The organism is Thermobifida halotolerans (assembly GCF_003574835.2).
Lineage (GTDB): Bacteria > Actinomycetota > Actinomycetes > Streptosporangiales > Streptosporangiaceae > Thermobifida > Thermobifida halotolerans.
Map to the genome: position 1 here is coordinate 916,535 of NZ_CP063196.1, position 24,424 is coordinate 940,958.

Here is a 24,424-nt window from a genome sequence, read left to right on the forward strand (position 1 = left end):
TGAATACGCCGGTTAGGGCTGAGAAGTTCCCGTCTTCGGTGTGGTTGAACCCTGTCGACGGGGGGGAATGGTCCGCGGGCCGCCCGCTCAGTCGGCGGTGTTGTCGCCGGGCAGGTCCTGCCACTCGCGGCGCCGGGTCTCGGCGATGGCGACGGCGGTGGCGACGGCGACGTTGAGGGAGCCGACACGGCCGGTCTGGGGGATGTAGGCGGTGGCGTCGGCGGCGGCCAGCAGGGCGGGGGAGCAGCCGTGGTCCTCGGCGCCGACGGCCAGGCAGACGTCGCCGGTGAGGGGGGCGCGGTGCAGGGGGAGGGCGTCGCGGGCCAGTTCGACGGCGACGACGCGGTAGCCGTCGGCGCGGGCGGCGGCGACGGCGTCGACCGTGGCGGCGACCTTCTCCCAGCGGACCTTGGTGTGGGTGCCCAGTGCGGTCTTGTTGACCTGGGGGTGGTCGGGGGTGACGGCGTTCCCGGTGAGCCAGACGGTGTCGACGCCGAAGGTCGCGGCGGTGCGCAGGATGGAGCCGAGGTTGAACGGCTGGGTGACCGATTCGACGATGAGGCTGATGCGGTTGTGGGTGTGCCTGCGCCAGTGGCGGTTGAGTCGTTTGACGTCGGTGGGGCGCAGTTGCGTGCTCACCTGGGGTGTGTCCTCGCGTGGGTGTCGGGTCCGAAGACCGAGTCTAGCGGCAGGTCATGGGTGGCGCGTGGTGCGCAGGATTCTATAACCGGCGCGGGAGGCGACGCGTTCGGCGGGGTGGCCGACGGTGTCGAGCCAGCGCTGCAGGGAGTCGGCGCCCAGGTTCCTGTGGACGACGAGGTGGGCGTGGGCCCCCTCCTCCAGGCGGGCCAGCCAGGTGGTCAGCAGGGCGTGCAGGGCGTTCTTGCCGATGCGGATGGGCGGGTTGGACCACAGGGCGGCGAACGGCCCGGCCAGGGGCGCGCCGGGGTCGGGGACCTCGGGCGCGGGGTGGAAGTGGGCGTTGGGCACGTTGTTGGCCTCGGCGTTGCGGCGCGCGAGGTCGAGGGCGCGCCGGTTGGTGTCGACGCCGACGACGGTGGCGTGGGGGGCGCGTCGGGCCATGGTCAGCGCGATGGGGCCGTAGCCGCAGCCGAGGTCGAGGAGGGTGCCGTGGTCGGGGGGCGCGGGGACGGTCTCCAACAGGATGCGGGTGCCCAGGTCGACACGGTCGGGGGAGAAGACGCCGCGGTCGGTGGTCAGGCGCAGGTGCAGGTCGGGCAGGAGCAGGGTGACGGTGGCGGTGCGGCTGGGCGTGTCGGGGTCGGGATTGAAGTAGTGCGAGGTCACGCTGGGGGAGGGTAGCAGCACGGCCCGGTGCGGCGGACCGGGCGGGCGCCGGGTGCCCCGACATCGCAACAGACCTACCGGTCGGTATTGTTGGTGTCGTCTTTCTGTCCCCCTCGCTGTGGCAAGGAGTTGTGTGGTGGATCGTTTCGCGGGCAAGGTCGCGGTGGTGACGGGCGCCAGCCGGGGCATCGGGTTCGCCGCGGCGCGCCGGATCGTCGACGAGGGCGGCCGGGTGGTGGTGACCGCGCGGGGAGCCGAGACCCTGGCCGAGGCGGTCGAACAGCTCGGCGGCCCCGACCGGGCGCTGGGGGTGGCGGGCCGCGCCCACGACCCCGAGCACCGGGCCGAGGTCGTCCGGCGGGCGCTGGAGACCTTCGGCAGCCTCGACGTCCTGGTCAACAACACCGGCATCAACCCGGTCTTCGACGCCGTCGTCAACGTCGACGAGGCCGCGATGGCCAAGATCTTCCAGGTCAACGTGATTGCCGCGGCGGCGTGGGTGCGCGAGGCCCACCACGCGTGGATGGCCGAGCACGGCGGCGCGGTGGTCAACGTGGCCTCCCTGGCCGGACAGCACCCCTCTCCGGGCATCGGCGTCTACGGGGCCAGCAAGGCGGCGCTGATCAACCTCACCGAGCAGTTGGCCTACGAGCTCGCGCCCCGCGGAATCCGGGTCAACGCGGTCGCGCCCGCGGTGGTCAAGACGCGCTTCGCCGAGGCGCTGTACGCCGAGGACGAGGAGAAGACCGCCGCCGGGTACCCGCTGGGCCGCCTGGGCGAACCCGAGGACGTGGCCGCGGCGGTCGCCTACCTGGCCTCCTCGGACGCCTCCTGGGTGACCGGCCAGGTCATCACCCTGGACGGGGGCAAGACGCTGCGCGCCGGAGTGGAGTAGCCCTCCGCCCCGGGCGCCCGGCCGGGCGCCCGGGGCGGAGGAGGGAGGCCGTGTTCAGGGGCGGGTGGCGGAGTCTTCACGCGAGCGTGACGTGGATGCGGCACACTCACGCCGTGGGTACCTCACTGTTTTCTGGATCTGCCGTCGCCCCGCGGATGCCGGGCGGCGTGGCCGCGGTCGTGGCCGGACTCGGCGCGATGGTGGGCGCGGGCGTGTTCGCGGTCCTGGCCCCGGCCGCGCGGGCGGCGGGGGTGTGGCTGCCGTTGGCGCTGGCGATCGCCGCGACGGTGGCCTACTGCAGTGCGATCTCGGAGACCCGGCTGGCGCTGCACCACCGCGGGCGGGGCGGCGCCTACGTGTACGGGCGCCGCCGACTGGGCGAGGGGTGGGGGCTGGCCGCCGGATGGGCGTTCGCGGTGGGCGCGGTGGCCGCGTGCGCCGCGGTGGCGCTGACGTTCGGAGCCTACGTGTGGCCGAGCCAGCCCCGGGCGGGCGCGCTGGTGATCCTGGCCGTGGTGGTGGTGCTCAGATGGAGCGGCACCCGGGCGCCGGTGCGGGCGGCGGCGCTGGCCTGCGCGGCGGTCCTGGCGGTGCTGGCCGCGGTGGTGGTGCTCAGTTGGAGCGGGGACGCCGCCGAGTGGGCGCGCGTGGCGGAGGCGGCGCGCTGGCACGGACTGTCGGCGGTGCTGTCGGCGGCGGGCCTGCTGTTCTTCGCGTTCGCCGGATGGACGCGGATCAGCGGCTCCCGGGTGGGCGCCGGCGAGCGGGAGATCGGCTGGGCGCTGGGCACGGCGCTGGGCGGCTACGTCGCGGTGGCGGTGACGGCCGTGGCGGTGCTGGGTCCCCGGGCGCTGGCGCGTTCGGCGACCCCCGTGCTCGACGTGGCCGCCGCGGGCGGCGCCTCGGCGACGGTCGAGTCGGCGGTGGCGGCGGGCGCGGCGCTGGCGTGCGTGGGCGTGCTGGGGCCGGTGGTGGCCGCGGCGGCGCACATGGTGGCGGTGCTGGCGGCCGACGGACACGTGCCCCGATGGCTGGGCGGCGGGGCACGGCCCCTGGGCGTTCCCGAACGCGCGCTGGTCGCGGTGGGCGCGGCGGCGGCCGCGGCGGTGGCGGTGGTCGACCTCGACCTGCGCACCGCCGCGGGCATGTCGGCGTTCGGCATCCTGGTGTACTACGCGGTGGCCAACGCGTCGGCGCTGCGGCTGGGCCCCACGGAGAACCGGCCCTGGCTGGCGATGCCGGTGGTGGGGCTGGTGGGCTGCACCGTGCTGGCGCTGTGCCTGCCGTCGAAGGCGGTGGTGTGCGGGATGGCCGCGGTGGGTGCGGGCGTGGCGGTGTTCGTGGTGCGGCGGTGGCGCAGGCGGCGCGCGTCCGCGCGGGCGTGACGGCCCCGCGCGGGCGCTCCCGGCCCCACGCCGCGCTCAGCCGGGAGCGGAGGCCAACAGGCTGGTCAGTCCGCGCCGGGCGGTGGTCGACAGGCGCAGGTGCGGCAGGTCCTCGGGGGTGAACCAGGCCGCGTCGGCGGTGGAGCCGTCGGTCTCGGCCACCCGGGCGGGGGTGGGGTGGGGCACGTGGGCGTGCAGGAACACCCACAGGGCGTAGATGTCGGTGTAGGGCCCCTCGGAGTGGAGGCGGTGGTGGTGGGCGACGGCGATGAGCCGCCCCGGACGGGCGGTCTGGCTGCTCTCCTCGGCGATCTCGCGGGCGAGCGCGGCCCGGACGGTCTCGCCGTGGTCGACGCCTCCGCCGGGCAGGTGCCAGGTGCCCTCCCCCGGGTAGCCGGGGGCGATCCGTGACAGCAGCAGCCGCCCGACGGGGTCGGTGACCAGGCCGTAGACGGCGAAGCGGCGCAGCGCGGTCGCGGGCAGGACCTCGTCGGGGGCGAGTTCGGCGGGACCGGGGCGGCGGGGCAGCGCCAACGCCCGGTCGAGGGTGTGGGTGGCGGGCAGGGGAGTGGGGGCGGCGTAGTAGAGCCGGTCTATGTGCATGTCCAGCACGTCGCCGCGGTGGCGCACGGCGGCCGTCTCGGTGCGGACGTCGACGGCGGCCAGGGGCGTGGCGGGAGGAAGCTGGGCGGCCGCGCGCAGGAGGGCGGCCGGATCGTCGCCGAAGGCGATCCGCACCGAGACCAGACCGTCCCCGGGAACGTGGACCTTCCCGTCGGGCGTGGTCGGCAGCAGGTGCGCGGTGGCCCGGCGCGTGGGCTGGGCGCCGGTCGGGGCACTCACAACAGGCCCGCTCCGGTGGGGTGGGCTCCCGACATCATGGGGGCGAGCTCGGTGAGGCTCTGGACGGTGACGACGTCGGTGGCGGGCAGGGTGCGGTGGCGGTCGCACAGGACCGGGTACAGGCCCGCGCTGCGGGCGCCCAGGGCGTCGGCGTGCACCTGGCCGCCCACGTGCCAGGCCTGGTGCGGGGCGACCCCGAGCTGCTGGCAGGCCAGGTGGAAGATCCGGGGGTCGGGCTTGCCCGCACCGGCGGTCTCGGCGCAGACGACGGCGCCGAAGTGGTGGGCGAGGTTGAGGGAGGCGAGCTTGTCGTGCTGCCGGTTCTGGGAGCCGTTGGTGATGACGCCGAGACGGACGTTGCGCTGGGCGAGTTGGGCGAGCGTGGGGGCCACGTCGTCGAAGGTGCGCCAGGCCGAGCGGTGGACGTCGAGGTAGCGCTGGTAGAGCTCGTCGCAGTGCTGGTCGGAGACGTGGGAGTGACCGGCCTGGGTGGCCAGGGCGCGGACGCGCTGGCGGCGCGCCTCGACCAGGGGGAGCCGCCCGGTGAGGTGGGCCGTGGCCGACAGGGTGCCCTGGACGTCCCACAGGGCCCGAGCTGCCGGGAAGCTGGGGTGGCCGAGACGTTCCATGAGGGCTCGCAGCCCCTGGGAGGAGGCGCTCTGGTCGTCGACGAGGGTGTCGTCCAGGCTGAAGAAGACGGCTGTGGGGGGTGTGGGGTGCTGAGACATCGGTCCTTGGCTGTTTCCGTTGCATGTTGGCAAGCAAACGAAAGTCACGGTAGCGGGTCGCGTGGGCAGACGGAGAATCGACTCGGAGAATGCGCAGTCAGGGCAGGCGCTGCGACCACACCAGCGAGACCACCGCGGTGGCCGCGGCGAGCACCAGGGCGGCGCCGACGAAGGCGGTGACCACCTCCTCGTGGACGGTCTCCGAGCCCAGGGAGGAGCCGATGTCGGAGTAGACGTCCCTGAGCTCGCCGGTGGACTCGGCCTCGTAGAAGTGCCCTCCGGTGGTGGCGGCGAGCTCCTCCAGGGTGGCCTTGTCGATGTTGGCGGGCACGTAGTGGCCCTCGATCTCGATGATGGAGACACCGGTGCCGAACGCGATGGTGGACACGGGCACGCCCGCGGCGGCGGCCTCGGCGGCGGCGGCCGGGACGGGACGTCCGCTGGTGTTCTCCCCGTCGGAGAGCAGGACGATGGCGGAGGGCGGCGGATCGGAGGGGGCGTCCTCGTCGAAGGAGTGGATGGCCTGCAGGGAGGCGAAGACCCCCTCGCCGATGGCGGTGCCCGAGGAGATCGTCAGGTTCGCGATGGAGTCGGAGACGGCCTGGTGGTCCTGGGTGGGGGAGGCCACGACGGTGGCCACGGAGGAGAACGTCACCAGACCGACGTTGAACCGGGGAGGCAGGGTCCCGATGAAACCCTGGGCGGACTCCTTGGCGGAGGTGAGCCGGTCGGGAGCGACGTCGGTGGCGGCCATGGACGGGGAGACGTCGATGGCGACGATGATGGTGGCGCGTTCGCGGGGCACCTGGACGCTCATGGCGGGACGGGCCAGCGCCCCGACGAGGGCGGCCACGGTGAGCAGGAACAGCACGGCCGGGACGTGGCGGCGCCACGCGGGCACCCGGGGAGCCACGCGCTCCAGCAGGGACAGGTTGGAGAAGCGCAGCGCGTAGGTGGTGCGTCTGCGCTGCACGAGAACGTAGGCGGCGGCTACGACGGCCACGGCCAGCAGCCACCACAACTGGGCAGGCGCCAGGAAGGTCACGGTGCGGTCCTTGTCCGGGTGGTGGACCCGGCCACGGTGTGGCGGGCCAGGCGGTGGGCGGTGCGCCGCTGGGTGATGACGAAGTGGGCGATGTCGCGCACCCAGTCGCGGTCGGTGCGCAGCCTCAGGTGGGCCACGCCCGCGGCACGCAGCGCCGAGGCGATGGCGGCGCGCTGGTCGGCGGCGGCGCGGGCGTAGCGCTGGCGCACCTTCTCGGTCAGGTGGACCTGGCGGGTGCGGCCGGTCTCGGGATCGGTCATCGTGACCAATCCTATGGCGGGAAGGTCCAGTTCCCTGGGATCGACGACCTCGATGGCCACGGTCTGGCAGGTGGCGCTCATGCGGCGCAGCGGGGTCTGCCAGGCGGGCACGGCTCCGGGGACGGTGTCGAGGAAGTCGGAGACGACCACGCGCAGGCCGCGGCGGCGCCGGGTGCGCGACAGGTCGGTGATCGCGTCGGCCAGCCGCATCGGGGGCAGGTCGGGGCGGGGCTCGGGGGCGCGGCCCAGGCGGCCCAGGGCGGAGGAGACGGCCTGGCGGGCGGGTATGCCCGGGCGGGCGTTCCAGCGCAGGACACCGCCCCGGTGGAGGAGGTGGACGCCGCCGTGGTCGCCGACGCGCCGGGTGAGCAGGAGGACGGCGGTCAGGGCGCCGACGGCGACGTCGCGCTTCTCGCTGTCGGCGGTGCCGAAGTCCATGCTGGCCGACAGGTCCAGCAGGGTCCAGGTCTCCAGCTCGCGGTCGGCGACGAGGTCGCGGACGTGGGGATGGGTGGTGCGCGCGGTGACGGCCCAGTCCATGCGGCGGACGTCGTCCTGGCCGGGCTGGTAGAGGCGGGCGTCGCCGGGTTCGCTGCCGGGACCCGCGTGCAGGCCGAGGTGCTCGCCGTGCAGCAGGCCGTGCAGGCGCCGGGTCACGGTGAGGGTGAGGCGGCGCAGGGTCTCCTGCTGGCGTTCGTCGAGCGTCACGGGCGCGCCGGAGCGGACTCGGGGGCCTCGTCCCAGATGACGCGGGGCGGTGGGACGGCGGCCAGGACCTGGTCGACCACGGACGCGGCCGTGACGCCGTCGGCGAGGGCGTCGAAGGTGAGGACCAGACGGTGGGTGACGATGTCGTGGGCCAGCGCCTGGACATCCTCGGGCAGGACGTAGTCGCGCCCGCGCAGCAGGGCCAGGACGCGGGAGGCCGACACCAGGCCCAGGGTGGCGCGGGGGCTGGCGCCGACCTCCACGACGTGCTGGAGCGGGGCCAGACCGTAGGAGGCGGGGTCGCGGGTGGCCATGACCAGGCGCACGACGTAGTCGGCGACGAGCTGGTCGACGCGCACCCGGCGGGCGTGCTCCTGGATCCGCTCCAGATCGGCCAGGTCCAGGACCTGCTCGGGGGTCGGCGGGGTGACGCTCATACGGCGCAGGATCTCGAACTCCTCGTGCGCGCGCGGATGGGTGATCTGGACCCGCATGAGGAAGCGGTCGCGCTGGGCCTCGGGCAGCGGGTAGACGCCCTCGGACTCGATGGGGTTCTGGGTGGCGATGACGATGAACGGGCTGGGCAGGGTGTGGGTCGTACCGCCCAGGGACACCTGTTGTTCGGACATCACCTCCAGCAGCGCCGACTGGACCTTGGCGGGCGCGCGGTTGATCTCGTCGGCCAGGACGAAGTTGGCGAAGACGGGACCCAGTTCGGTGTCGAACGTCTCGGTGGAGGGCCGGTAGATGCGGGTGCCGATGATGTCGGACGGCACCAGGTCGGGGGTGAACTGGATGCGGTTGAAGGTGCCGCCGACCACGGAGGCCAGGGTGGACACGGCCAGGGTCTTGGCGACCCCGGGAACGCCCTCGAGCAGGCAGTGTCCTCCGGCGACGAGGGAGATGAGGGTGCGCTCCACCATGGCCTGCTGCCCCACGATGACGGTGGACACCTCGTGCAGGGCCCGACGCAGCAGAGCGGTGGCCTCGGTGGGCTCCTCGGCGTTCGACGACATCGGCGGTGGCCTCCTGGACGTGGGCTGGGCTCCGCGGGGAGCACGGGTACGTTGGTGGCTGAAGGTGTGCAACGGCGAGACTACCCGCTGCACCAGCGGTGGATCGGGGAGAGGACGGCGCGGCGGTGGCGCGAGAGTCTTTGCGGGACGCTGATCCGCGTCAGGTGGGGGAGTTCCGGCTGCGGGCCCGGCTGGCTCGCCGTCCCGAAGGCGTGGTCTACGCCGCGCGCGACCGCTCGGGGGAGCCGGTCAGCGTTGCGGTGCTGAGCGCGGGGGCGGCCACCGACCCGGCGACGGTCGACCGGTTCCGGGCCGCGGTGATCGACGGCGTGGGTGTCCCGGACCGGCCCCGGGTGCTGGGCTCGGCGCTGTCGGGCGCGGTGGTGTGGGTGGCGGTGGCCTCGGAGCGGGCCGACGCCGCCGAGGCGTTCCTGGCCGCCGCGGCGCTGCCCGCCGCGGCGGACGGCGGCGGGCCGAGGTACGCCCCCCACTGGGCGGCGGCCGCCGCCCCGTCAACGGCGCGGTGGGCCTGGCCCGCCCGCGCCGCGCTGCGCGGCGCGGGCACGGCGGGGGGTTCCAACCGGGGGCTGGCGGCCGGGGTGGTGGCGCTGGCGGCACTGGTCGTGGCGCTGCTGCTGGTGCTCTACTTCTTCCTGGCGGACATGAGCCGACAGGCCTATCCCGCACCCGACGCCCGCCCGTCGCCGACGGACTCGCCCTCGCCCACGCCGCAGGGCTCGCCGACGCCGATGCCGAGCCCCTCCCCGGTCGAGCCGACGCCGCGCGACGGCGCGCCCTCGCCGTCGCCGTCGTCCTCGCCGTCGGAGCAGCCCTCGCCGGTGCCGTCGGTGTCGGTCGACCCCGACGACTACGAGAACTTCCCGGAGGGCCGCCCCGACCCGGAGGACCTGCTGTGAGACCGGCGCCGGGAAGCCGGGGCAGAGGAGTCTCCGGGAGGTCCCGGCCCGGGGGCGCCCGGCCCCCCGGCTCCCCGGTTTCGGAGGTGCGTCCCTCCGTGGGGGTTCACCAGCGGTGGTGCACCAGGGGGCGGATCATCTCGTCGTAGACCGCGCGCACCTCGGCGTGCGTCCGGTCGGACAGGGCGGGCAGGTCCGCGGCGGCGGCGTTGCCCCTGGCCTGGGCGGCGTTGCGGGCCCCGGGGATGACCACGCTCACCCCCGGCTGGTCGATGACCCACCGCAGCGCGAACTGCGCCATGGTCGCGCCCTCGGGGACCAGGGGGCGCAGCCGCTCCACCGCGGCCAGGCCGGTGGCGTAGTCGACGCCGGAGAAGGTCTCGCCCACGTCGAAGGCCTCGCCGTTGCGGTTGAAGGCGCGGTGGTCGTCGGCGGCGAACTCGGTGTCGGCCGAGAACCTGCCGGACAGCAGCCCGCTGGCCAGCGGGACGCGCGCGATGATGCCGACCCCCGCGTCGCGGGCCGCGGGCAGCACCTCGTCCAGCGGCTTGAGGCGGAAGGCGTTGAGGATGATCTGCACGCTGGCCACGTTGGGGCGTTTGATCGCGGCGAGCGCCTGCTCGCAGGTCTCCACGCTCACCCCGTAGGCGGCGATCCGCTGCTGCTCGACCATGGCGTCCAGGGCGTCGAAGACGGCGTCGTCGGAGTAGACGGCCGACGGCGGGCAGTGCAACTGGACCAGGTCGATGGTGTCCACCCCGAGGTTGGCCCGGGAGCGGTCGTTCCAGGCGCGGAAGTTGTCGGGGTTGTAGGCCTCGGGGGTCTGCTCCACCCGGCGGCCCATCTTCGTGGCCACGGTCAGGCCGTCGTACTCCTTGAGGAGTCGGCCCACCAGGCGTTCGCTGCGGCCGTCGCCGTAGACGTCGGCGGTGTCGAAGAAGGTGACGCCCGCCTCCACCGCGGCGTGCAGTGCCGCCACGGCGTCCGTCTCGCTGACCTCCCCCCAGGAGGCGCCGATCTGCCAGGTGCCGAGTCCCACCACGCCGACGCTTCTGCCGGTTCTGCCGAGCACGCGAGTATCCATGGCCAGTGATCCTAGACGGGGCTTAACCGGTTCGACAAAGCCGTCCGGAGAAGCCCCGGGGCGCGGGGACGGGGGCGCCAATAAGCAACCAAAGGTCACCAAATTTTCCCCGTGCGGTTGACTGTCCTGCGCGTTCTCGACCATCGCCACACAGAACATACACAGAGAGTCGATATCGCTACTTTCTGTGATGGGGTCTCGATGGTGTACCGCACGTCCCCTGTAGCCCCGCCGTCCCGCCGCCGCTTCCTGGGAATCGGCGCCGCCTCCGCCGCGGCCGTCGCCCTGGGCACCGGCCTGCTCCCCGTCCCGTCGACCCGTCCCGTCGCCGCCCGGTCCTACCCGTTCACTCTCGGCGTGGCCTCCGGCGACCCGCACCCCGACGGCGTGGTCCTGTGGACCCGCCTGGCCCCCGATCCCCTCGCCCCCGACGGCAGGGGAGGCATGGACGACCGCGACGTCACCGTCTCCTACCAGGTCGCCGCGGACGAGCGCTTCACCACCGTGGTCCGCCGGGGCCAGGCCGTGGCCTCGGCCGAACTCGGGCACTCGGTGCACCCGGAGGTCACCGGCCTGGAACCGGGCCGCGAGTACTTCTACCGGTTCAAGGCCATGGGCGAGATCAGCCCGGTGGGACGCACGCGCACCGCGCCGGACCCGCGCGCACAGCCCGCCGCCCTGCGGTTCGCCTTCGCCTCCTGCCAGAGATGGGACGACGGCCACTACACCGCCTACCGCCACCTGGCCGCAGAGGATCTGGACCTCGTGCTGCACCTGGGCGACTACCTGTACGAGTACCCCGTCAGCGGAGCCGTCCGCCAGGTCGAGGTCCCCGACCACCTGGCCGCCGAGACCGTCACGCTGGAGCAGTACCGCGCCCGCTACGGGCTCTACAAGAGCGACCCCGACCTGCGCGCGGCGCACGCGCGCTTCCCCTGGGTCGCCGTCCTCGACGACCACGAGGTCGACAACAACTGGGCGGGGGCCGCCCCCGCCGCCGACGCGGAACTGGCCCGCCGCTCCGCCGCCTTCCAGGCCTACTACGAGAACCTTCCGCTGCGCCGCGCCGCCCTGCCGGAGGGCCCGACCATGGGGCTGCACCGCAGGATCTCCTGGGGGCGGCTGGCCGACCTCACCGTGCTCGACACCCGCCAGTACCGCGACGACCAGCCGTGCGGCGACGGCTTCTCCTCCGACTGCCCCGACCGGTTCGCCCCCGACCGCACCCTGCTCGGCGCCGAGCAGCGCGACTGGCTGCTGGAGGGGTTCGCCTCCTCGCCCGCCCGCTGGCACGTCCTGGGCAACCAGGTGCCGATGGCCCAGACCGACGTGGACCCCGGAGCGGACACCCGCGTGTGGCTGGACCCCTGGGACGGCTACGTCGCCGAACGCGACCGGGTGCTGGCCGAGGCCACGGCGCTGGGCGTGCGCAACCTGGTGGTGGTCACCGGGGACCGGCACCAGAACTACGCGGCCGAACTCAAGGCCGACCACACCGACCCCGACTCCGCGACCGTGGGAACCGAGTTCGTGGGCACCTCGATCAGCAGCAGCCGCGACGGCGAGGACCTGGGCGAGCAGGGCAGGGCGATCCTCGCGGCCAACCCGCACCTGCGGTTCGTCAACGAGCAGCGGGGCTACGTGCGCTGCCTGGTCACCCCCGAGCGCTGGCAGACCGACTTCCGGGTGGTGCCGTACGTGACCAGGCCCGACGCCCCCGTCTCCACCCGGGCCGGATTCGTCGTCGAGGACGGCCACCCCGGACTGCTGGAGGGGTGAGAGCGGTTCGGGGGAGCGCCTCCGGAAGCGCTCCCCCGAACCGGCCGAGGCCGGGATGCTGAGGGTGTGGCGAGGCGCTCCGTGTGCTCCGGGGCGGGGACGGGCACCGCGCGTGAGTTCCTGGAGCGCCCGCGCCCGCGCCCCCGCCTCCCCGCACCTCACCGGCGAGCCCGCACCACAGCACCCCGGCCCGGGGCGGCCCGCCCCGCCGGAACCGACCAGCACCCCACGCCCCCGCGACCCCGTGGCCGCTCACCCCGGACCACACCCCGGAACACCCCGCCGCCTCTCCCGACCTCCCGGCATCACCGAACAGACCTCCGGTCGTTCCGCTGCGGTCGCCCGTGCCTTAACCGATTCAGTACAGTGGGCGCCATGACGACGGACAGTGGTGTGCTGCGGTGGGGTGTGCTCGGAACCGGTGGGATCGCCACCGCCTTCCTGGAGGGGCTGCGCGTGGTCGAGGGCGCCCGCGTCACCGCGGTCGGCTCGCGCAGCGAGGCGTCGGCCGCGCGCTTCGCCGACGCCTGGGACATCCCCAACCGGCATGTCGGCCCGGAGGCGCTGGCCGCCGACCCCGAGGTGGACGTCGTCTACGTCGCCACCCCCCACCCGGCCCACCACGCGGGCACCCTGGCCTGCCTGGAGGCGGGCAAGCACGTGCTGTGCGAGAAGCCGCTGGCCATGAACGTCCGCGAGGTCACCGAGATGATCGGGGCGGCCCGCCGCAACGGGCGCTTCCTCATGGAGGCCATGTGGACCCGGTTCGCCCCCGCCAGCCGCGAGATCGGCCGCCTGCTGGCCGACGGCGCGATCGGGGAGTTGCGGCTGCTCACCGCCAACTTCGGCAACGCCGTCCCCTACGACCCGGCCAGCCGGATGTGGGCGCCGGAACTGGGCGGCGGCGCCCTGCTGGACCTGGGCGTCTACCCGGTGGCGCTGGCCTCGCACTTCCTGGGCGAACTGACCGTCGTGGGCGCGACCGGCCGCCTGGCCCCCAACGGGGTGGTCGACGCGCAGGCCACCGTGCTGGTCGAGAACCGCGACGGCGTGACCGGAATGCTGGCCTGCTCGCTGGACGCGCCGCTGCCCAACCGGGTGGCCCTGGTCGGCACCCGCGGCCGGATCGAACTGGAGCGCTGGTGGTGCCCCACCGACTTCGTGCTGCACCGCGACGGGCAGGAACCGGAGGCGTTCGCCTTCCCGCACCGCGCCAACGGCTACGAGCACGAGGCCGAGGAGGTGGCCCGCCGCATCGCCGCCGGAGAGCTGGAGAGCCCGCTCATGCCGTGGGAGGAGAGCCTGCGCGTGGTGCGGGTCATGGACGAGGTGCGCGAGCGTCTGGGCGTGGTCTACCCGGCCGACGCCGTGGCCGCCTGACCCACTCCCGCCGGGAACACGGCGGAACCCGGGCGCGGAGGATCGGAACGGAGCCGAACGGGCTCGGAGCCGCCCGGGTCCGCGGTCGCGGACCGCTGGCAACCGGGAGGTTTCCTGATCCCTCCGCGTGCGCGCGGTCGCTCCCGGCGCCGTCCGCGACCGGGGAAACGACGACGGCCCTCCCGCGACCCGGTCGCGGGAGGGCCGTCGCCCGTCCGTGGCCTCCTACGGGGTGCCGCCGCTGTTGGGGCGGCCGCCCAGGGCCAGGACCGTCAGCACGACCGTCGTGGAGACAGCGGTGATGATCACCGACAGCGCGGCCAGCAACGGGAACGTGCCCGCGGTCCACAGGTCCAGGATGGCCTGGCCCACCACGGGAGCCCCCGGTCCGGCGAGCATCGCCGAGGCGTTGATCTCGCCCGCCGACAGGATGAACAGCAGCGACCAGCCCGCCACCAGGCTCGGGGCCATCAACGGCAGGATCACCCGCAGAAAGATCCGCCAGTCGCGGGCCCCGGAGACCTCCGCGGCCTCCCGCATCTCCGGGCCGATCTGCTGGATCGCGGAGTTGGCGTAGAACGACGCCTGCGGCAAGAAGATCACCACGTAGGCGGTGACGAGCAGCAGCAGGGTCCCGTTCCACCCGAAGGGCGGACCGGCGAACGCCACCAGGAAGGCGATGCCCACCACGATGTGCGAGATCGCCGCCGGGATCTTGATGACGCCGTCGACGAACCGGCCCAGCAGCGAGCGGCGCCGGTAGGACAGGTAGGCCAGCAGCGCCGCCAGCAGGGTGGTGACGGTCGCGCACATCAGCGCCAGCAGCAGGCTGTTGGTGATGCCCCGGCGCACCGCCAGGCGCTCCCACAGGTTGACGTAGTTGTCACCGGTCAGGGTGCCGAGGTCGATCTGCGGCGTCCAGAAGCCCTGGAAGGACACCAGCAGCAGGGCGAGGAACGGCAGGACCGAGGTGGCCCCCAGGTAGCCGAGGACCAGCAGCCGGGCCGGGACGCGCCAGCGGCCCAGCGAGACCAGCGCTGCGCGCGCCCCGCGGCCGCCGATGCGGGCGAACCGGCCCCTGGCCATGACGCGGCGCTCCACCGACCAGGCGAGGACCACGATGGCGATCAGCACCAGGCTCATGCTCAGCGCCGTGATCAGGTCCGGTGGATAGTACCGGGTCACCGAGTGGACGATGGACACCGGCAGCACCTCGATCTCCGCCGAGGTGCCGATCACCACCGGAACGGAGAACAGCGCGAAACCGATGGTGATGAGCTGCAGCACCGCCGCGCCCATGGCCGGTTTGAGGTTGGGCAGGGTCACCCGGAACAGCGTCCTGACCGGTCCGCACCCGGAGACCCGGGCCGCCTCCTCCAGCGCCGGGTCCAGCGACTGCAACCCGCTGGAGATCGCCAGGTAGGCGTAGGGGGTCAGGTAGAGGGCGTAGACGAAGACCAGGCCGGGCCAGGTGAAGATGTTGAGCGGACCGGTCTCCACCCCGATGCCGACCAGAGCCAGCAGCTCCCGCAGCCAGTAGTTGAGGTAGCCCGCCTCGGGGCTGGTCAGGAACACCCAGCCGATCGAGCCCGCGATGGCGGGCACGAACAGCGGCATCAGCGGCAGCGCCTCGGCGGCCCACCCCATCCGGGCGTCGGTGCGCACGTTGATCCACGCCAGCACGGCACCGATGAGGAACGCCAGCGCGCCGCCCGTGGCCACGGCCACGACCGCGTTGCGGATCACCTGCAGGGTGTCGGAGTCGGTGAGCACGTCGAGTACGGCGGGCAGTTCCGTGCCCAGTTCGCCGAGGAAGGCGCGGCCCACCGGGTAGACGACGAAGAAGACGACGACCGCCGCCGCCACCCAGCTCACCACCTGGAAGGTGGAGAACCTGCGGCGGGGCCGGGGCGGTGCCGTAGGACCGGTGGGGGCGGACGCGGGCCGCTGCAGCGTGCTAGTCATGGTCGAGCACCACGACGCACGCGGCGGGGTCCACGCCGACCCACACCTGCCGACCGGGCGCCAGGTCCGGGTCGTCGTCCGCCCACACCCGGACGCTGGTCTCCCCGACCCGGACCACGTACTCGGTGTGGGAACCGGCGAACACGGCGTTGGTGACCTCGCCGGTCCAGACGTTGTCGCCGGAGCGTTCGGCGGAGTCGATCCACCAGCGGTGGGAGCGGCTGGCCACGACCCGCGGCGCGTCCGCGGGTCCCTCAGGACCCGGTTCGGCGATCCGCACCGGCCCCAGGGCGGTCGTCACCCGGTGGGGGTCGTCGCCGGTGGAGGTCACCGGGACCAGGTTGGCGGTACCGATGAACTCGGCCACGTAGCGGTTGCGGGGCCGCTCGTAGATGTCGCGGGCCGCCCCGTTCTGCATGACCCTGCCGGACCGCATCACGGTGATCCGGTCGGCCAGCTCCATCGCCTCGGCCTGGTCGTGGGTGACGTAGACGGCGGTGAAGCCGAGGTCCTGCTGCATGGCGCGCAGCTCCCGGCGCAGCGTCTCGCGGACCTTGGCGTCGATGTTGGACAGCGGCTCGTCGAAGAGCACCACGTCGGTGCCCGCCACGATGGCGCGGGCCAGCGCCACGCGCTGCTGCTGGCCGCCGCTGAGCTGCCCGATCGCGCGGCTGCCGTGCGACTCCAGGCCCATGATCGCCAGCACCTCGGCGACCCGCCTGCGGATCTGCTCCCTGGACATCCGGTTCCTGCGGGGGCCGGTGGTGAGCGGGAAGGCCACGTTGTCGGCCACGGTCATGTTGGGCCACAGCGCGTAGCTCTGGAACACCATGCCCACCGGCCGGTCCTGGGGTTCGACGGTGCGCAGACCGGGGCCGAAGACCGGTTGGCCGTCGATGGTGATGTGTCCCTCGTCGGGGTGCTCCAGACCGGCCAGGCAGCGCAGCAGCGTGGTCTTGCCGCAGCCGCTGGGGCCGAGCAGGACGCAGAAGTCGCCCCTGGGCAGGTGCAGGGTGACGTCGTCGACGGCCGCCACGACCGTTCCGTCGGGTGCGCGGAAGCGCTTGCGCAGGCCGACGATGTCCACCCCGGTGCGCGGCTCCTCCGTGGCGGCGTTCGCCGAGGCGTCGTGCGTGGTCATGGTCATCGGGGGTTCTCCTTGACGGGGGATCAGAAGCCGATCAGCTCGTTGAGGTGCTGCTGCTCCTCCAGGGCGGAGCCCAGGTCCGGGGCGACGTACCCCTCGGGTTCGGGAAGGGTGCCGTCGAGTTCGCCGAGCGGGGAGATGCCGAATCCCTCGTTGAGCGCGGTCTGTCCCTCCTCCGACATCAGGAAGTCGGTGAACAGCAGCGCGGCGTTGGGGTGCGGGGACCCCTCGGCCACGGCCGTGTACTGCTCGACGCCGGTGGTGGGGGAGAGGTAGGCCAGTTCCACGGGGGCGCCGGACTCCTTCAGCGGGTTGACCACCGAGGGCAGGCTGGGGAAGGCGACCAGGGACTCGCCGGCGGCCACCTGCTGGGTGCCGGGGATGGCGCTGTCGACCTTCTGCAGGTCCTGGCCGGCCAGGTCCCGCAGGTACTCCTCGCCGTACTCCTCCTTGAGGGTGCGCAGCAGTTCGGCCCAGGACAGCACCGAGACGGGGTCGGCCATGACGATCTCGCTCTCCAGTTCGGGCGCGAGCAGGTCCTCCCAGTCCTGCAGGTCGGAGGCCGCGAGTTCGTCGGTGTTGTAGGCGAGGCCGATGGGCTGGGAGTTGACCAGGAAGTAGGTGTCCTCGTACAGGGCCTCCTGCGGCCAGGAGGCCAGGTTGTCCACCCGGTCGGCGGGGAGTTCGCGCAGCCAGCCGTTGCCGGTGTACTCCTCGAGGATGTGGTTCTCGGGGATGGTGATCAGGTCGCCGAGAGACTGGCCGGAGTCGCGCTCGGTGGAGTAGCGCTGCGCGAGGACCGACGAGCCCATCCGGACCACCTCGACGGGGACGCCGTACTCCTCCTCGAAGGCGGAGGCGACCGCCTGCACCGGTTCCTCGGGGATGGAGACGTACCAGGTGACGGTCCCCTCGCTGCGGGCCGCCTCGACCAGGTCGCCGTCCTCGCCGCCGCCCGCGGCGTCCCCTCCGCCGCCGCAGGCGGTCGCGAACAGTGTGAGGGCCAGCGCGGCCGAGCCGATCGCCGGCCACCGGGCTGTACTCATTGGTCCTCCAGCAAGGTGAACAAGCTCATAGTTAGGTTTATTATCTTTATCATGATTAAAGCGGGTCGGAGCGGGGTGGGGTCGGGTGCTGGCCGAAAGGGCGGCCCCCTCGGGGCACGGCGCAACCGTGCGGCCGTCCAGAGCTTCCGCTGTGAATGCTACGTTGTGTCCGATGTGTCGTAATCGCAGGTGGGAGGTGCCGTTCCAGCCGCTTTTGCCCAGCGGTGCCGAGTGACCGCCGCGCCGGACACACCGCCGCCCTCGCCGTCCACCGGACCACCGGCGAGGCCGAGCCGCTGCTCGCCGCGTGCCGCCCCCGCCCGGAACGAGAAGGCGCGGGGCCGTGTCGGCGCCGAAGCCCTCGGCGCCGACACGGCCCCGCTGCCGCTGCGGAAAACCCACTGACCGCGGCGCCGCGCCGCCCCGCCGGGGCCTGGGGCGGACAGGTCCGCGACGACGAGACGCGGCGCGCTCTCCCCGCCGAGCACGCCGCGTCCGGTACACGCCCCGCCGGCGGGCGGACCGCCTCCGCCCGCCGCGGTCAGCGCACCCTGCTCAGCGGCACCAGGTCGTCCTCGTCGTAGGAGAGGCGGCTGTGCACCCGCACCACGCCCTCCACCCGGCGGACCGCGTGGACCAGCCGCGGGATGACCGAGCGCACCGGGACCTCGCCGTCCAGGGTGACGACGCCGTTGTCCACCGACACGGTCACACCGGTGAGGTCGAACTCGCGGCGCAGGACGTCCCGCTCCACCGTCTCCCGCAGTTCGCCGTCCCCGACGAAGTAGACGCGCAGCAGGTCGGAGCGGCTGACGATACCGAGCAGCCGCCCGTCCTCGGTGACCACCGGCAGCCGCTTGATCCGGTGGCGGCGCATCCGCTCGGCCGCCTCACGCGGTGTCGCGTCGGCGGTGATGGTGACCGCGGGCGCGCTCATCAGGTTCCGCGCCACCGGTGCGCGCTGCGCGCCCGGCTCCTCCTCCAGGTCGGGATCGGCGAGCCGGAGCAGCAGGTCGCTTTCGGAGACGACCCCGACCACGCGGTGGTCGGCGTCCATGATGGGGACCGCGCTGACCCCGTTCATCCGCAGCGACATCGCGAGCTTCTTGAATCCCGCCTCCTCGAACGCGGCCACGACGTGGGTGGTCATGAGGTCGCCGACGGTGCTGGCCATGGGTTGCTCCTTAGGGTCCGCCTGTCTTCGAGCCTGCCCCCACCGCGCGTGCGGTGCGGGCCACGGAGGTCCCGGCCGCCCCGGCCGTTCGTCCCGGAGGCACGGGCCGGCCGTCGCGGGGCCGCTCCCGGGGTCGACCGCCTCCCCCGGTCGGCCCCGGGGCGCCGCCCGTCCTCTCCGGGGTCACAGCGGCCGCAGCGCCCGCAGGTAGGGATCGCCCGACGGAGGCACCGCCAACCGGATGCGCGCGTCCACGCACATCGCCCCCGACGGGGCGGCCATGACCGGGTTCATGTCGAGCTCCGACACCTGCGGCAGGTCCACGGCCAGTTGCGACAGCCGCAGCGCCGTGTCGCGCAGCGCGTCCAGGTCCACGGCGTTGTCGCCGTCCTGCTCGCCGAGCGTGCGCAGCGCGGGAACCGAGCGGACCAGCTCGTCGGCGTCGAAGTCGGTGAGCGGGGCCAGCCGCGCCGCCCTGGTGCGCAGCGCCTCGGTGTAGGTGCCGCCCAGCCCGCACACCACCAGCGGCCCGAACACCGGCTGCTGCACCAGCCCGAGCAGCACCTCGAACCCGCGCGGGGCCATCTCCTGCACCAGGACTCCGCGCAGGTCCTCTCCGAACCGGTCGGCCAGGTCCGCGTGCGCCTCACGCACCTGCTCGGCGTCGGTGAGGTCCAGGCGCAGCGCGCCCGCCTGCTTCTTGTGCACCACCCCGGCGACGTCCGCCTTCAACGCCACCGGTCCGCCCAGCTCCCGCCAGGCCCGCGCCGACTCCTCGGGCTCGTGGGTCCACCGCCACGGCGCCATCGCGATCCCGTAGCAGCCCAGCAGCTCCATCGTCTGGTCCAGCGGCAGCCAGCCGCCCTCCGGCCGCTGCTTCAGGAAGCCGCGCGCGATCCGCTGGGCGCGGTCGGTGGAGACGGCGGTGAGGACCGGCGCCTCCCCGGCCGGCCGGGCCAGCCACCTGGCGCGCTCCCACGCGTGCCCCAGCGCCGCGGCGGCCGCCTCGGGACCGCTGTAGGAGGGCACCACGCCGTGCTCGCCCGAGGGCAGGTTGGTCACCGTCTCCGCCTGGTCCGGGGCGACGGCGACCACCGGCTTGCCCCAGTTCGCGGTCGCCACCACCGGCAGCGGGTCGGCGAGCGCGGTGCGCACCATGATCGCGACGATCGCGTCCACCTCCGGGGCCTCGGCCAGTCGCCCCAGGCAGGCGCGCAACTGGTCGCTGCGTGCCGCGGGCGTGGTGTCGATGGGGTTGGCGCTGGCCGCCTCGGCGGGCAGCAGCGCCTCGATGTCCCGGCGGGTCTGCTCGCCGAGTTCGCGGACCTCCAGACCGGCGTCGGCGCACGCGTCGGCGGCCAGCACCCCGGTGCCTCCGGCGTTGGTGACGATGGCGACGCGCGGTCCCGACGGAAGCGGCTGGTGGGCGAGGAACGCGGCGGTGCCGATCAGTTCGCCGATGCCGCGCGCGGCCAGCACGCCCGCCTGCCGGAACAGCGTCTCCGTGGTCAGCGCGGGCGTCAGCGACGCCCCGGTGTGGGAGGCCGCCGCCCGCTGCCCGGCGGCCGAGCGTCCGGCGAGCACCGTGAGGACCGGCATCTTCCGCCCCAGGCGGCGGGCCACCCGGGAGAACTTGCGCGGGTTGCCGAAGGACTCCACGTGCATGATCGCCATCGTGGTGTTCGGGTCGGCCTCCCACCACCGCAGCAGGTCGTTGCTGCTGACGTCGAGCTTGTTGCCCGTGGACACGAACGAGGAGACGCCGATGCCCAGTCGTGAGAGGTGCTCCAGCAGCGTGATGCCGATGCCGCCGGACTGCACGACCATGCCCGCGTGGCCGGGCAGCGGCGGATGCGCGGAGAAGGTGGCCTGCAGGCGGACGTCGTCGTCCAGGGAGGCCACCCCGAAGCAGTTCGGACCGACCAGCCGCATCCCGTGGCGGCGGCACACCTCGAACAGTTCCCGGTCGGCGTCCGCCTCCAGGTCGGCGGTGATGACGACGACCGCCCCCACGCCCCGCTGCCCGCACTCCCGGGCCACGTCGACCACCGCGCCCGGGGGCACCGAGATCACCGCCAGGTCCGGGGCCTCCGGCAGGTCGGCCATCGAGGGAACGGCGGCCACGTCGGCCACGGTCGCGGCCTGCGGGTGCACCGCGTACAGGCGTCCGGTGAACCCGCTGGTGCGGATGTTGCGCAGGATCGCGTTGCCGACGGACACCGGCCGCCGGGTGCCGCCGACGACCACCACCGACCGCGGGCGCAGCAGCGGGTGCAGGCTCTCCCGGCCGGCGCGGCTCTCCCGTTCGCCGATGGCGTCGAGATAGCGGTCGTCGGGGTCGAGCGGAATGGTCAGCTCCACCACGTCGCGGTCGAAGCGCTGATGCGGACGCAGCCCGATGTCGGAGAAGACCCGCAGCATCTCGCGGTTGGCGGGCAGCACGTCGGCCCGGAACGCGGTGACGCCGCTGTGGCGGGCCCGCGACGCCAGGTGCTCCAGCAGCAGGGTACCCACGCCCCTGCCGTGGAAGCGGTCGGCGACGGCCAGCGCCACCTCGGCGACGTCCGGCCGGTCGGTGACGTCGTAGGCGGCGGCGCCGATGAGTTCGTCGTCGACGATCGCGAGCAGGGCCTGGTGGCCGCGGTCCGGTCGCGCGCAGATCCGACGTGCGAGCTGGCCGGCGTCCGGGGTACCGGAGACGAAGAAGCGCATCCGCCGGTTCTCCGGGGACATCGCCTCGTGCATCTCCCGCACCCGCGACTCGTCCTCGGGGCGGGCCGGGCGGACCAGCGCGATCGTGCCGTCGGTCAGCAGCGCGTGGGCGGTGTCGGCGCCGACGTCGATGGTCATGCGGGTCACCTTCTTCTCGACGAGGTGGCGGCGGTGCGCGGGGACACTCCCCGCTCCGGTGCGCCGCGGCGCACCACTCCGCTTCCTGCCCCGCGCACTACCCCCGATCCTCCGTCCGAAGCCCTCCGCGGCGGGGTCCTTGGTCCCGGACCGCGCCCGGCCGCGCGGCGACCGCACACGCCGCGGCGGCCTTCCTCCGGGGCGGAGGCGCCAGTAGGGTGGAGCCGTTTCGCGCGCGGGCACCGCACCGCCCGCCGACGCGGTAGGCCGGGCCCCGGCATCGGGACACCGGGGGAGTGAGAGGGAGGGAGCCGAGGTGGCGACGGAGCGGGCGGACGGCGGCGGCGCGGAGGAGGCGGTCCGCGTCGAGCAGCGGGGGCTGTACTACGAGGAGCTGCGGACCGGCGTGGTCTACGCCCACCGCCCCGGACGCACCGTCACCGACGCCGACAACGTCCTGTTCAGCACGCTCACCATGAACCCGCAGAGCCTGCACCTGGACGCCCACTTCAGCGCGCGCACCGAGTTCGGCCGCCCGCTGGTCAACAGCCTGTTCACGCTGTCGACCCTGGTGGGCCTGAGCGTCAACCAGCTCACCCAGGCCACCACGGTCGCCAACCTCGGTTTCGGGGAGGTCGCCTTCCCCCACCCGGTGTTCAGCGGCGACACCCTCTACGCCGAGACCCGCGTGCTGGACAAGCGGCTGTCGACGTCGCGCCCGGACAACGGGGTCGTCCGCTTCGAGCACCGCGCCCTCAACCAGGACGGGGTGCTGGTGGCCCGGGTGGAGCGCTCGGCGCTGATGCTGCGCCTGCCAGAGGAGCGGCGGTGAACCGGACCGACGTCGACCTGCCGGGTCCGGCGCTGCTGTTCTGCCCCGGAGACCGGCCCGACCGCTACGCCAAGGCCGCCGAACGCGCCGACGCGGTCATCCTGGATCTGGAGGACAGCGTCGCCGCCGAGCACAAGGACCGGGCCCGTGCCCTCGTCGTCGCCGGACTCGCCGACCTCGACCCCGCGCGCGTGATCGTGCGCGTCAACGCGCCGGACAGCCCGTGGTGGGCCGACGACGTGGCGGCGGTGACCGGGGCGGGCGTGCGGCTGGTGATGCTGCCGAAGGCGCAGCGGCCCGAGGACGTCGAGGCGCTGGCGCCCGCCCGCGTGATCGCGCTGTGCGAGACGGCCGCCGGGGTGCTGGCCGCCGAGCGCGTCGCGGCCGCGCCCTCGTGCGCGGCGCTGAGCTGGGGCGGCGAGGACCTGATGGCGGACCTGGGCGGCGCCTCCAGCCGCCGCGCCGACGGCGCCTACCACGACGTGGCGCGGTACGCCCGCTCCCGGGTGCTGCTGGCCGCCGCGGCCCACGGACGGCCCGCCGTCGAGACCGTCCACGTCGACATCGACGACCTCGCCGGACTCGCCGCCTCCTCCGCGGAGGCCGCCGCGGTGGGGTTCGTCGCGCGCATGTGCGTCCACCCCTCCCACGTGGCCCCCATCCGCGAGGCGTTCGCCCCCGATCCCTCCGACGTGGAGTGGGCGCGCGGCGTGCTGGAGGCGGCCGAGAGGGCTCCCTCGGGGGTGTTCCGCTACCGGGGGCGGATGATCGACGCGCCGCTGCTGCGCCAGGCCCGCGGTATCGTGCGCCGCGCCCGGAACTGACCCACCCGCCCGACCGGTCCCCACCACCCGGCGCCTATATTCATGGGGTCATAGGACCGCGACGGGGCTTCGGGGGCCCGCCGCGGTCATCCGTCGAGGGGAGCCCGAACCGTGCCGAACCGCCGAGTGCTGATCACCGGATGCTCCAGCGGAGTGGGCCGCGCACTCGCCGTCCGGCTGGCGCGGCGCGGCCACGAGGTGATCGCCTCCGCCCGCTCGGCGGCCGCCGTCGCCGACCTGGACGTGGCCGACCGGATCGGACTCGACGTCACCGACCCCGAGTCGGTGCGGCGGGCGGCGCGCCGACTCGGGGCGGTGGACGTGCTGGTCAACAACGCGGGCCGGGGCATGCGCGCACCGGTCGAGCTGGCCGGGGACGACGACCTGCGCGCGTTGTGGGAGACCAACGTCCTCGGTCCGGTCCGCCTGATCCGCGCGTTCCTGCCCGCGATGCGCGAGCGCGGCAGCGGCCGGATCGTCAACGTCTCCTCCGTCGCCGGACGCCGCGTGATGCCCCTGACCGGCCATTACGCCGCGAGCAAGCACGCCCTGGAGGCGATCGGCGAGGCCCTGCGCCACGAGGTGCGACCCTTCGGGGTGGAGGTGGTCACGGTGGAGCCCGGCCCGGTGCGCACCGAGTTCGCCCGCAACCTGCTGGCCGCCGACACCACCGACCCCGGCCCCTACCGGGAGGTGGCGGAGTGGGCCGCCGAACTGGGCCGCGCCGTCAACGCCCCCGCCCAGACGGCCGAGGAGGTCGCCGACGTCGTCGTCGCGGCGGTGGAGGCCGAACGGGTCCCGCTGCGGATCCCGACCTCCCCGGAGGCGGCCCGCGCCATCGCCGACCGCACCGGCCGCGGCGACACCGAGTACGAGGAGTGGCTGTACGGCGTCGTGCCGCCGCCGGAGCGGCCCACCGGGGGAGGAGACGCCGGTACCCGGTGACACCGCGGGCCGACGCGACCGCCGCACGTCCCGACGTCCGTGTTCCGAAGGTGGGTAGCATGACAGGCCGACCCCGTGCCGGACCCGCCGGAGCGGGGGACGCGAGGAGAACAGGGGGCGTGGTGACGCTCACGGGCCTGCGCGGTCGGCGCCGCGGCACGCCGGGCCGGGGGTCCCGGCCCCCGGCCGCGAGCCGTCTCCCGCCGGGCGCGGCGCCCGCGGGCGACAGCTCCTGACCACGGGCATGTCTTCCGGACCGAGCGACCACCGGCGACCGGGCCGGATGCGACGAG

The 24,424-nt window shown here is 74.0% G+C and carries 21 protein-coding genes; 8 read left to right on the plus strand and 13 right to left on the minus strand.

The genetic code is table 11. The features are described 5' to 3' along the window. Nucleotides 1–87 precede the first annotated feature (87 nt). Both NI17_RS04095 and NI17_RS04100 read right to left on the minus strand, forming a co-directional pair. Nucleotides 88–639: a TrmH family RNA methyltransferase gene (locus NI17_RS04095; RefSeq protein ID WP_068689271.1), complete on the minus strand. Its 552-nt coding sequence runs from the start codon at nucleotides 637–639 to the stop codon at nucleotides 88–90. A 54-nt stretch (nucleotides 640–693) separates the two neighbouring features. Then, nucleotides 694–1,308, minus strand: coding sequence for a class I SAM-dependent methyltransferase (locus NI17_RS04100; RefSeq protein WP_068689793.1), 615 nt, complete (start codon nucleotides 1,306–1,308; stop codon nucleotides 694–696). Between the two features lie 133 nt (nucleotides 1,309–1,441). Here NI17_RS04100 and NI17_RS04105 point away from each other — a divergent pair, with 133 nt between their 5' ends. Then, nucleotides 1,442–2,203 (plus strand): SDR family oxidoreductase, encoded by a 762-nt coding sequence (locus NI17_RS04105; protein WP_199859965.1) that lies wholly within the window; start codon nucleotides 1,442–1,444, stop codon nucleotides 2,201–2,203. Between the two features lie 167 nt (nucleotides 2,204–2,370). After that, complete coding sequence (locus NI17_RS04110) at nucleotides 2,371–3,588, plus strand: amino acid permease (protein WP_243597604.1); 1,218 nt, start codon at nucleotides 2,371–2,373, stop codon at nucleotides 3,586–3,588. A 36-nt stretch (nucleotides 3,589–3,624) separates the two neighbouring features. Here NI17_RS04110 and NI17_RS04115 read toward each other — a convergent pair whose 3' ends face one another. The 5 genes from NI17_RS04115 to NI17_RS04135 form a co-directional block, all read right to left on the minus strand. Next, nucleotides 3,625–4,431 carry an NUDIX hydrolase gene (locus NI17_RS04115; RefSeq protein ID WP_068689268.1) on the minus strand — a complete coding sequence of 269 codons (807 nt, stop codon included), beginning with the start codon at nucleotides 4,429–4,431 and terminating at the stop codon, nucleotides 3,625–3,627. Beyond that, nucleotides 4,428–5,159 (minus strand): HAD family hydrolase, encoded by a 732-nt coding sequence (locus tag NI17_RS04120; protein ID WP_068689267.1) that lies wholly within the window; start codon nucleotides 5,157–5,159, stop codon nucleotides 4,428–4,430. The genes NI17_RS04115 and NI17_RS04120 overlap by 4 nt, the downstream gene beginning before the upstream one ends. A 97-nt stretch (nucleotides 5,160–5,256) precedes the next feature. After that, nucleotides 5,257–6,204: a VWA domain-containing protein gene (locus NI17_RS04125; RefSeq protein ID WP_068689266.1), complete on the minus strand. Its 948-nt coding sequence runs from the start codon at nucleotides 6,202–6,204 to the stop codon at nucleotides 5,257–5,259. Continuing rightward, entirely contained in the window at nucleotides 6,201–7,172 is a 972-nt protein-coding gene (locus NI17_RS04130; protein WP_068689264.1) for a DUF58 domain-containing protein, read from the minus strand. The genes NI17_RS04125 and NI17_RS04130 overlap by 4 nt, the downstream gene beginning before the upstream one ends. Next, nucleotides 7,169–8,188 carry an AAA family ATPase gene (locus tag NI17_RS04135; protein ID WP_068689263.1) on the minus strand — a complete coding sequence of 340 codons (1,020 nt, stop codon included), beginning with the start codon at nucleotides 8,186–8,188 and terminating at the stop codon, nucleotides 7,169–7,171. Before NI17_RS04135 ends, NI17_RS04130 begins: the two co-directional genes overlap by 4 nt. Before the next feature lie 125 nt (nucleotides 8,189–8,313). On the opposite strand from NI17_RS04135, the gene NI17_RS04140 reads away from it, so the two are divergent. Beyond that, nucleotides 8,314–9,105: a hypothetical protein gene (locus tag NI17_RS04140; RefSeq protein ID WP_243597605.1), complete on the plus strand. Its 792-nt coding sequence runs from the start codon at nucleotides 8,314–8,316 to the stop codon at nucleotides 9,103–9,105. A gap of 106 nt (nucleotides 9,106–9,211) precedes the next feature. Here the strand turns inward: NI17_RS04140 and NI17_RS04145 are convergent, their stop codons facing one another. Continuing rightward, the gene (locus NI17_RS04145) at nucleotides 9,212–10,189 is read right to left on the minus strand and encodes an aldo/keto reductase (RefSeq protein ID WP_068689262.1); all 978 of its coding nucleotides are present in this window, start codon (nucleotides 10,187–10,189) and stop codon (nucleotides 9,212–9,214) included. Nucleotides 10,190–10,390: 201 nt separating this feature from the next. On the opposite strand from NI17_RS04145, the gene NI17_RS04150 reads away from it, so the two are divergent. Together NI17_RS04150 and NI17_RS04155 are read left to right on the plus strand one after the other, a co-directional pair. Then, complete coding sequence (locus NI17_RS04150) at nucleotides 10,391–11,968, plus strand: alkaline phosphatase D family protein (RefSeq protein ID WP_068689260.1); 1,578 nt, start codon at nucleotides 10,391–10,393, stop codon at nucleotides 11,966–11,968. Nucleotides 11,969–12,343: 375 nt separating this feature from the next. Continuing rightward, entirely contained in the window at nucleotides 12,344–13,348 is a 1,005-nt protein-coding gene (locus tag NI17_RS04155) for a Gfo/Idh/MocA family protein (protein WP_068689790.1), read from the plus strand. A gap of 225 nt (nucleotides 13,349–13,573) precedes the next feature. Here NI17_RS04155 and NI17_RS04160 read toward each other — a convergent pair whose 3' ends face one another. The 5 genes from NI17_RS04160 to NI17_RS04180 form a co-directional block, all read right to left on the minus strand. Beyond that, entirely contained in the window at nucleotides 13,574–15,313 is a 1,740-nt protein-coding gene (locus tag NI17_RS04160) for an ABC transporter permease (RefSeq protein ID WP_068689258.1), read from the minus strand. Further along, a complete protein-coding gene (locus tag NI17_RS04165) occupies nucleotides 15,306–16,460 on the minus strand; it encodes an ABC transporter ATP-binding protein (protein WP_068689256.1) in 1,155 nt (384 codons plus the stop codon). Before NI17_RS04165 ends, NI17_RS04160 begins: the two co-directional genes overlap by 8 nt. 23 nt (nucleotides 16,461–16,483) lie before the next feature. Then, complete coding sequence (locus tag NI17_RS04170) at nucleotides 16,484–17,506, minus strand: ABC transporter substrate-binding protein (protein WP_068689254.1); 1,023 nt, start codon at nucleotides 17,504–17,506, stop codon at nucleotides 16,484–16,486. A 541-nt stretch (nucleotides 17,507–18,047) separates the two neighbouring features. Beyond that, the gene (locus tag NI17_RS04175; RefSeq protein WP_068689252.1) at nucleotides 18,048–18,680 is read right to left on the minus strand and encodes a CBS domain-containing protein; all 633 of its coding nucleotides are present in this window, start codon (nucleotides 18,678–18,680) and stop codon (nucleotides 18,048–18,050) included. Between the two features lie 183 nt (nucleotides 18,681–18,863). Continuing rightward, nucleotides 18,864–21,530, minus strand: a complete 2,667-nt coding sequence (locus tag NI17_RS04180; RefSeq protein ID WP_119267504.1) for a bifunctional acetate--CoA ligase family protein/GNAT family N-acetyltransferase — start codon at nucleotides 21,528–21,530, stop codon at nucleotides 18,864–18,866. 316 nt (nucleotides 21,531–21,846) lie between these two features. On the opposite strand from NI17_RS04180, the gene NI17_RS04185 reads away from it, so the two are divergent. The 3 genes from NI17_RS04185 (at nucleotide 21,847) to NI17_RS04195 (ending at nucleotide 24,131) form a co-directional block, all read left to right on the plus strand. Further along, nucleotides 21,847–22,362 carry a MaoC family dehydratase gene (locus NI17_RS04185; RefSeq protein ID WP_068689248.1) on the plus strand — a complete coding sequence of 172 codons (516 nt, stop codon included), beginning with the start codon at nucleotides 21,847–21,849 and terminating at the stop codon, nucleotides 22,360–22,362. Beyond that, on the plus strand, nucleotides 22,359–23,186 hold the full coding sequence (locus tag NI17_RS04190) for an HpcH/HpaI aldolase/citrate lyase family protein (RefSeq protein ID WP_068689246.1): 828 nt from the start codon (nucleotides 22,359–22,361) through the stop codon (nucleotides 23,184–23,186). The genes NI17_RS04185 and NI17_RS04190 overlap by 4 nt, the downstream gene beginning before the upstream one ends. 111 nt (nucleotides 23,187–23,297) lie before the next feature. Beyond that, nucleotides 23,298–24,131, plus strand: a complete 834-nt coding sequence (locus tag NI17_RS04195; protein ID WP_084012475.1) for an SDR family oxidoreductase — start codon at nucleotides 23,298–23,300, stop codon at nucleotides 24,129–24,131. The last annotated feature ends 293 nt before the right edge of the window (nucleotides 24,132–24,424 follow it).

Coding starts and splice junctions, on each gene's coding strand:
- NI17_RS04120 (WP_068689267.1), bottom strand. CDS start 5,159: ATGTCTCAGCACCCCACACCCCCCACAGCCGTCTTCTTCAGCCTGGAC.
- NI17_RS04135 (WP_068689263.1), bottom strand. CDS start 8,188: ATGTCGTCGAACGCCGAGGAGCCCACCGAGGCCACCGCTCTGCTGCGT.
- NI17_RS04145 (WP_068689262.1), bottom strand. CDS start 10,189: ATGGATACTCGCGTGCTCGGCAGAACCGGCAGAAGCGTCGGCGTGGTG.
- NI17_RS04150 (WP_068689260.1), top strand. CDS start 10,391: ATGGTGTACCGCACGTCCCCTGTAGCCCCGCCGTCCCGCCGCCGCTTC.
- NI17_RS04155 (WP_068689790.1), top strand. CDS start 12,344: ATGACGACGGACAGTGGTGTGCTGCGGTGGGGTGTGCTCGGAACCGGT.
- NI17_RS04160 (WP_068689258.1), bottom strand. CDS start 15,313: ATGACTAGCACGCTGCAGCGGCCCGCGTCCGCCCCCACCGGTCCTACG.
- NI17_RS04165 (WP_068689256.1), bottom strand. CDS start 16,460: ATGACCATGACCACGCACGACGCCTCGGCGAACGCCGCCACGGAGGAG.
- NI17_RS04170 (WP_068689254.1), bottom strand. CDS start 17,506: ATGAGTACAGCCCGGTGGCCGGCGATCGGCTCGGCCGCGCTGGCCCTC.
- NI17_RS04175 (WP_068689252.1), bottom strand. CDS start 18,680: ATGGCCAGCACCGTCGGCGACCTCATGACCACCCACGTCGTGGCCGCG.
- NI17_RS04180 (WP_119267504.1), bottom strand. CDS start 21,530: ATGACCATCGACGTCGGCGCCGACACCGCCCACGCGCTGCTGACCGAC.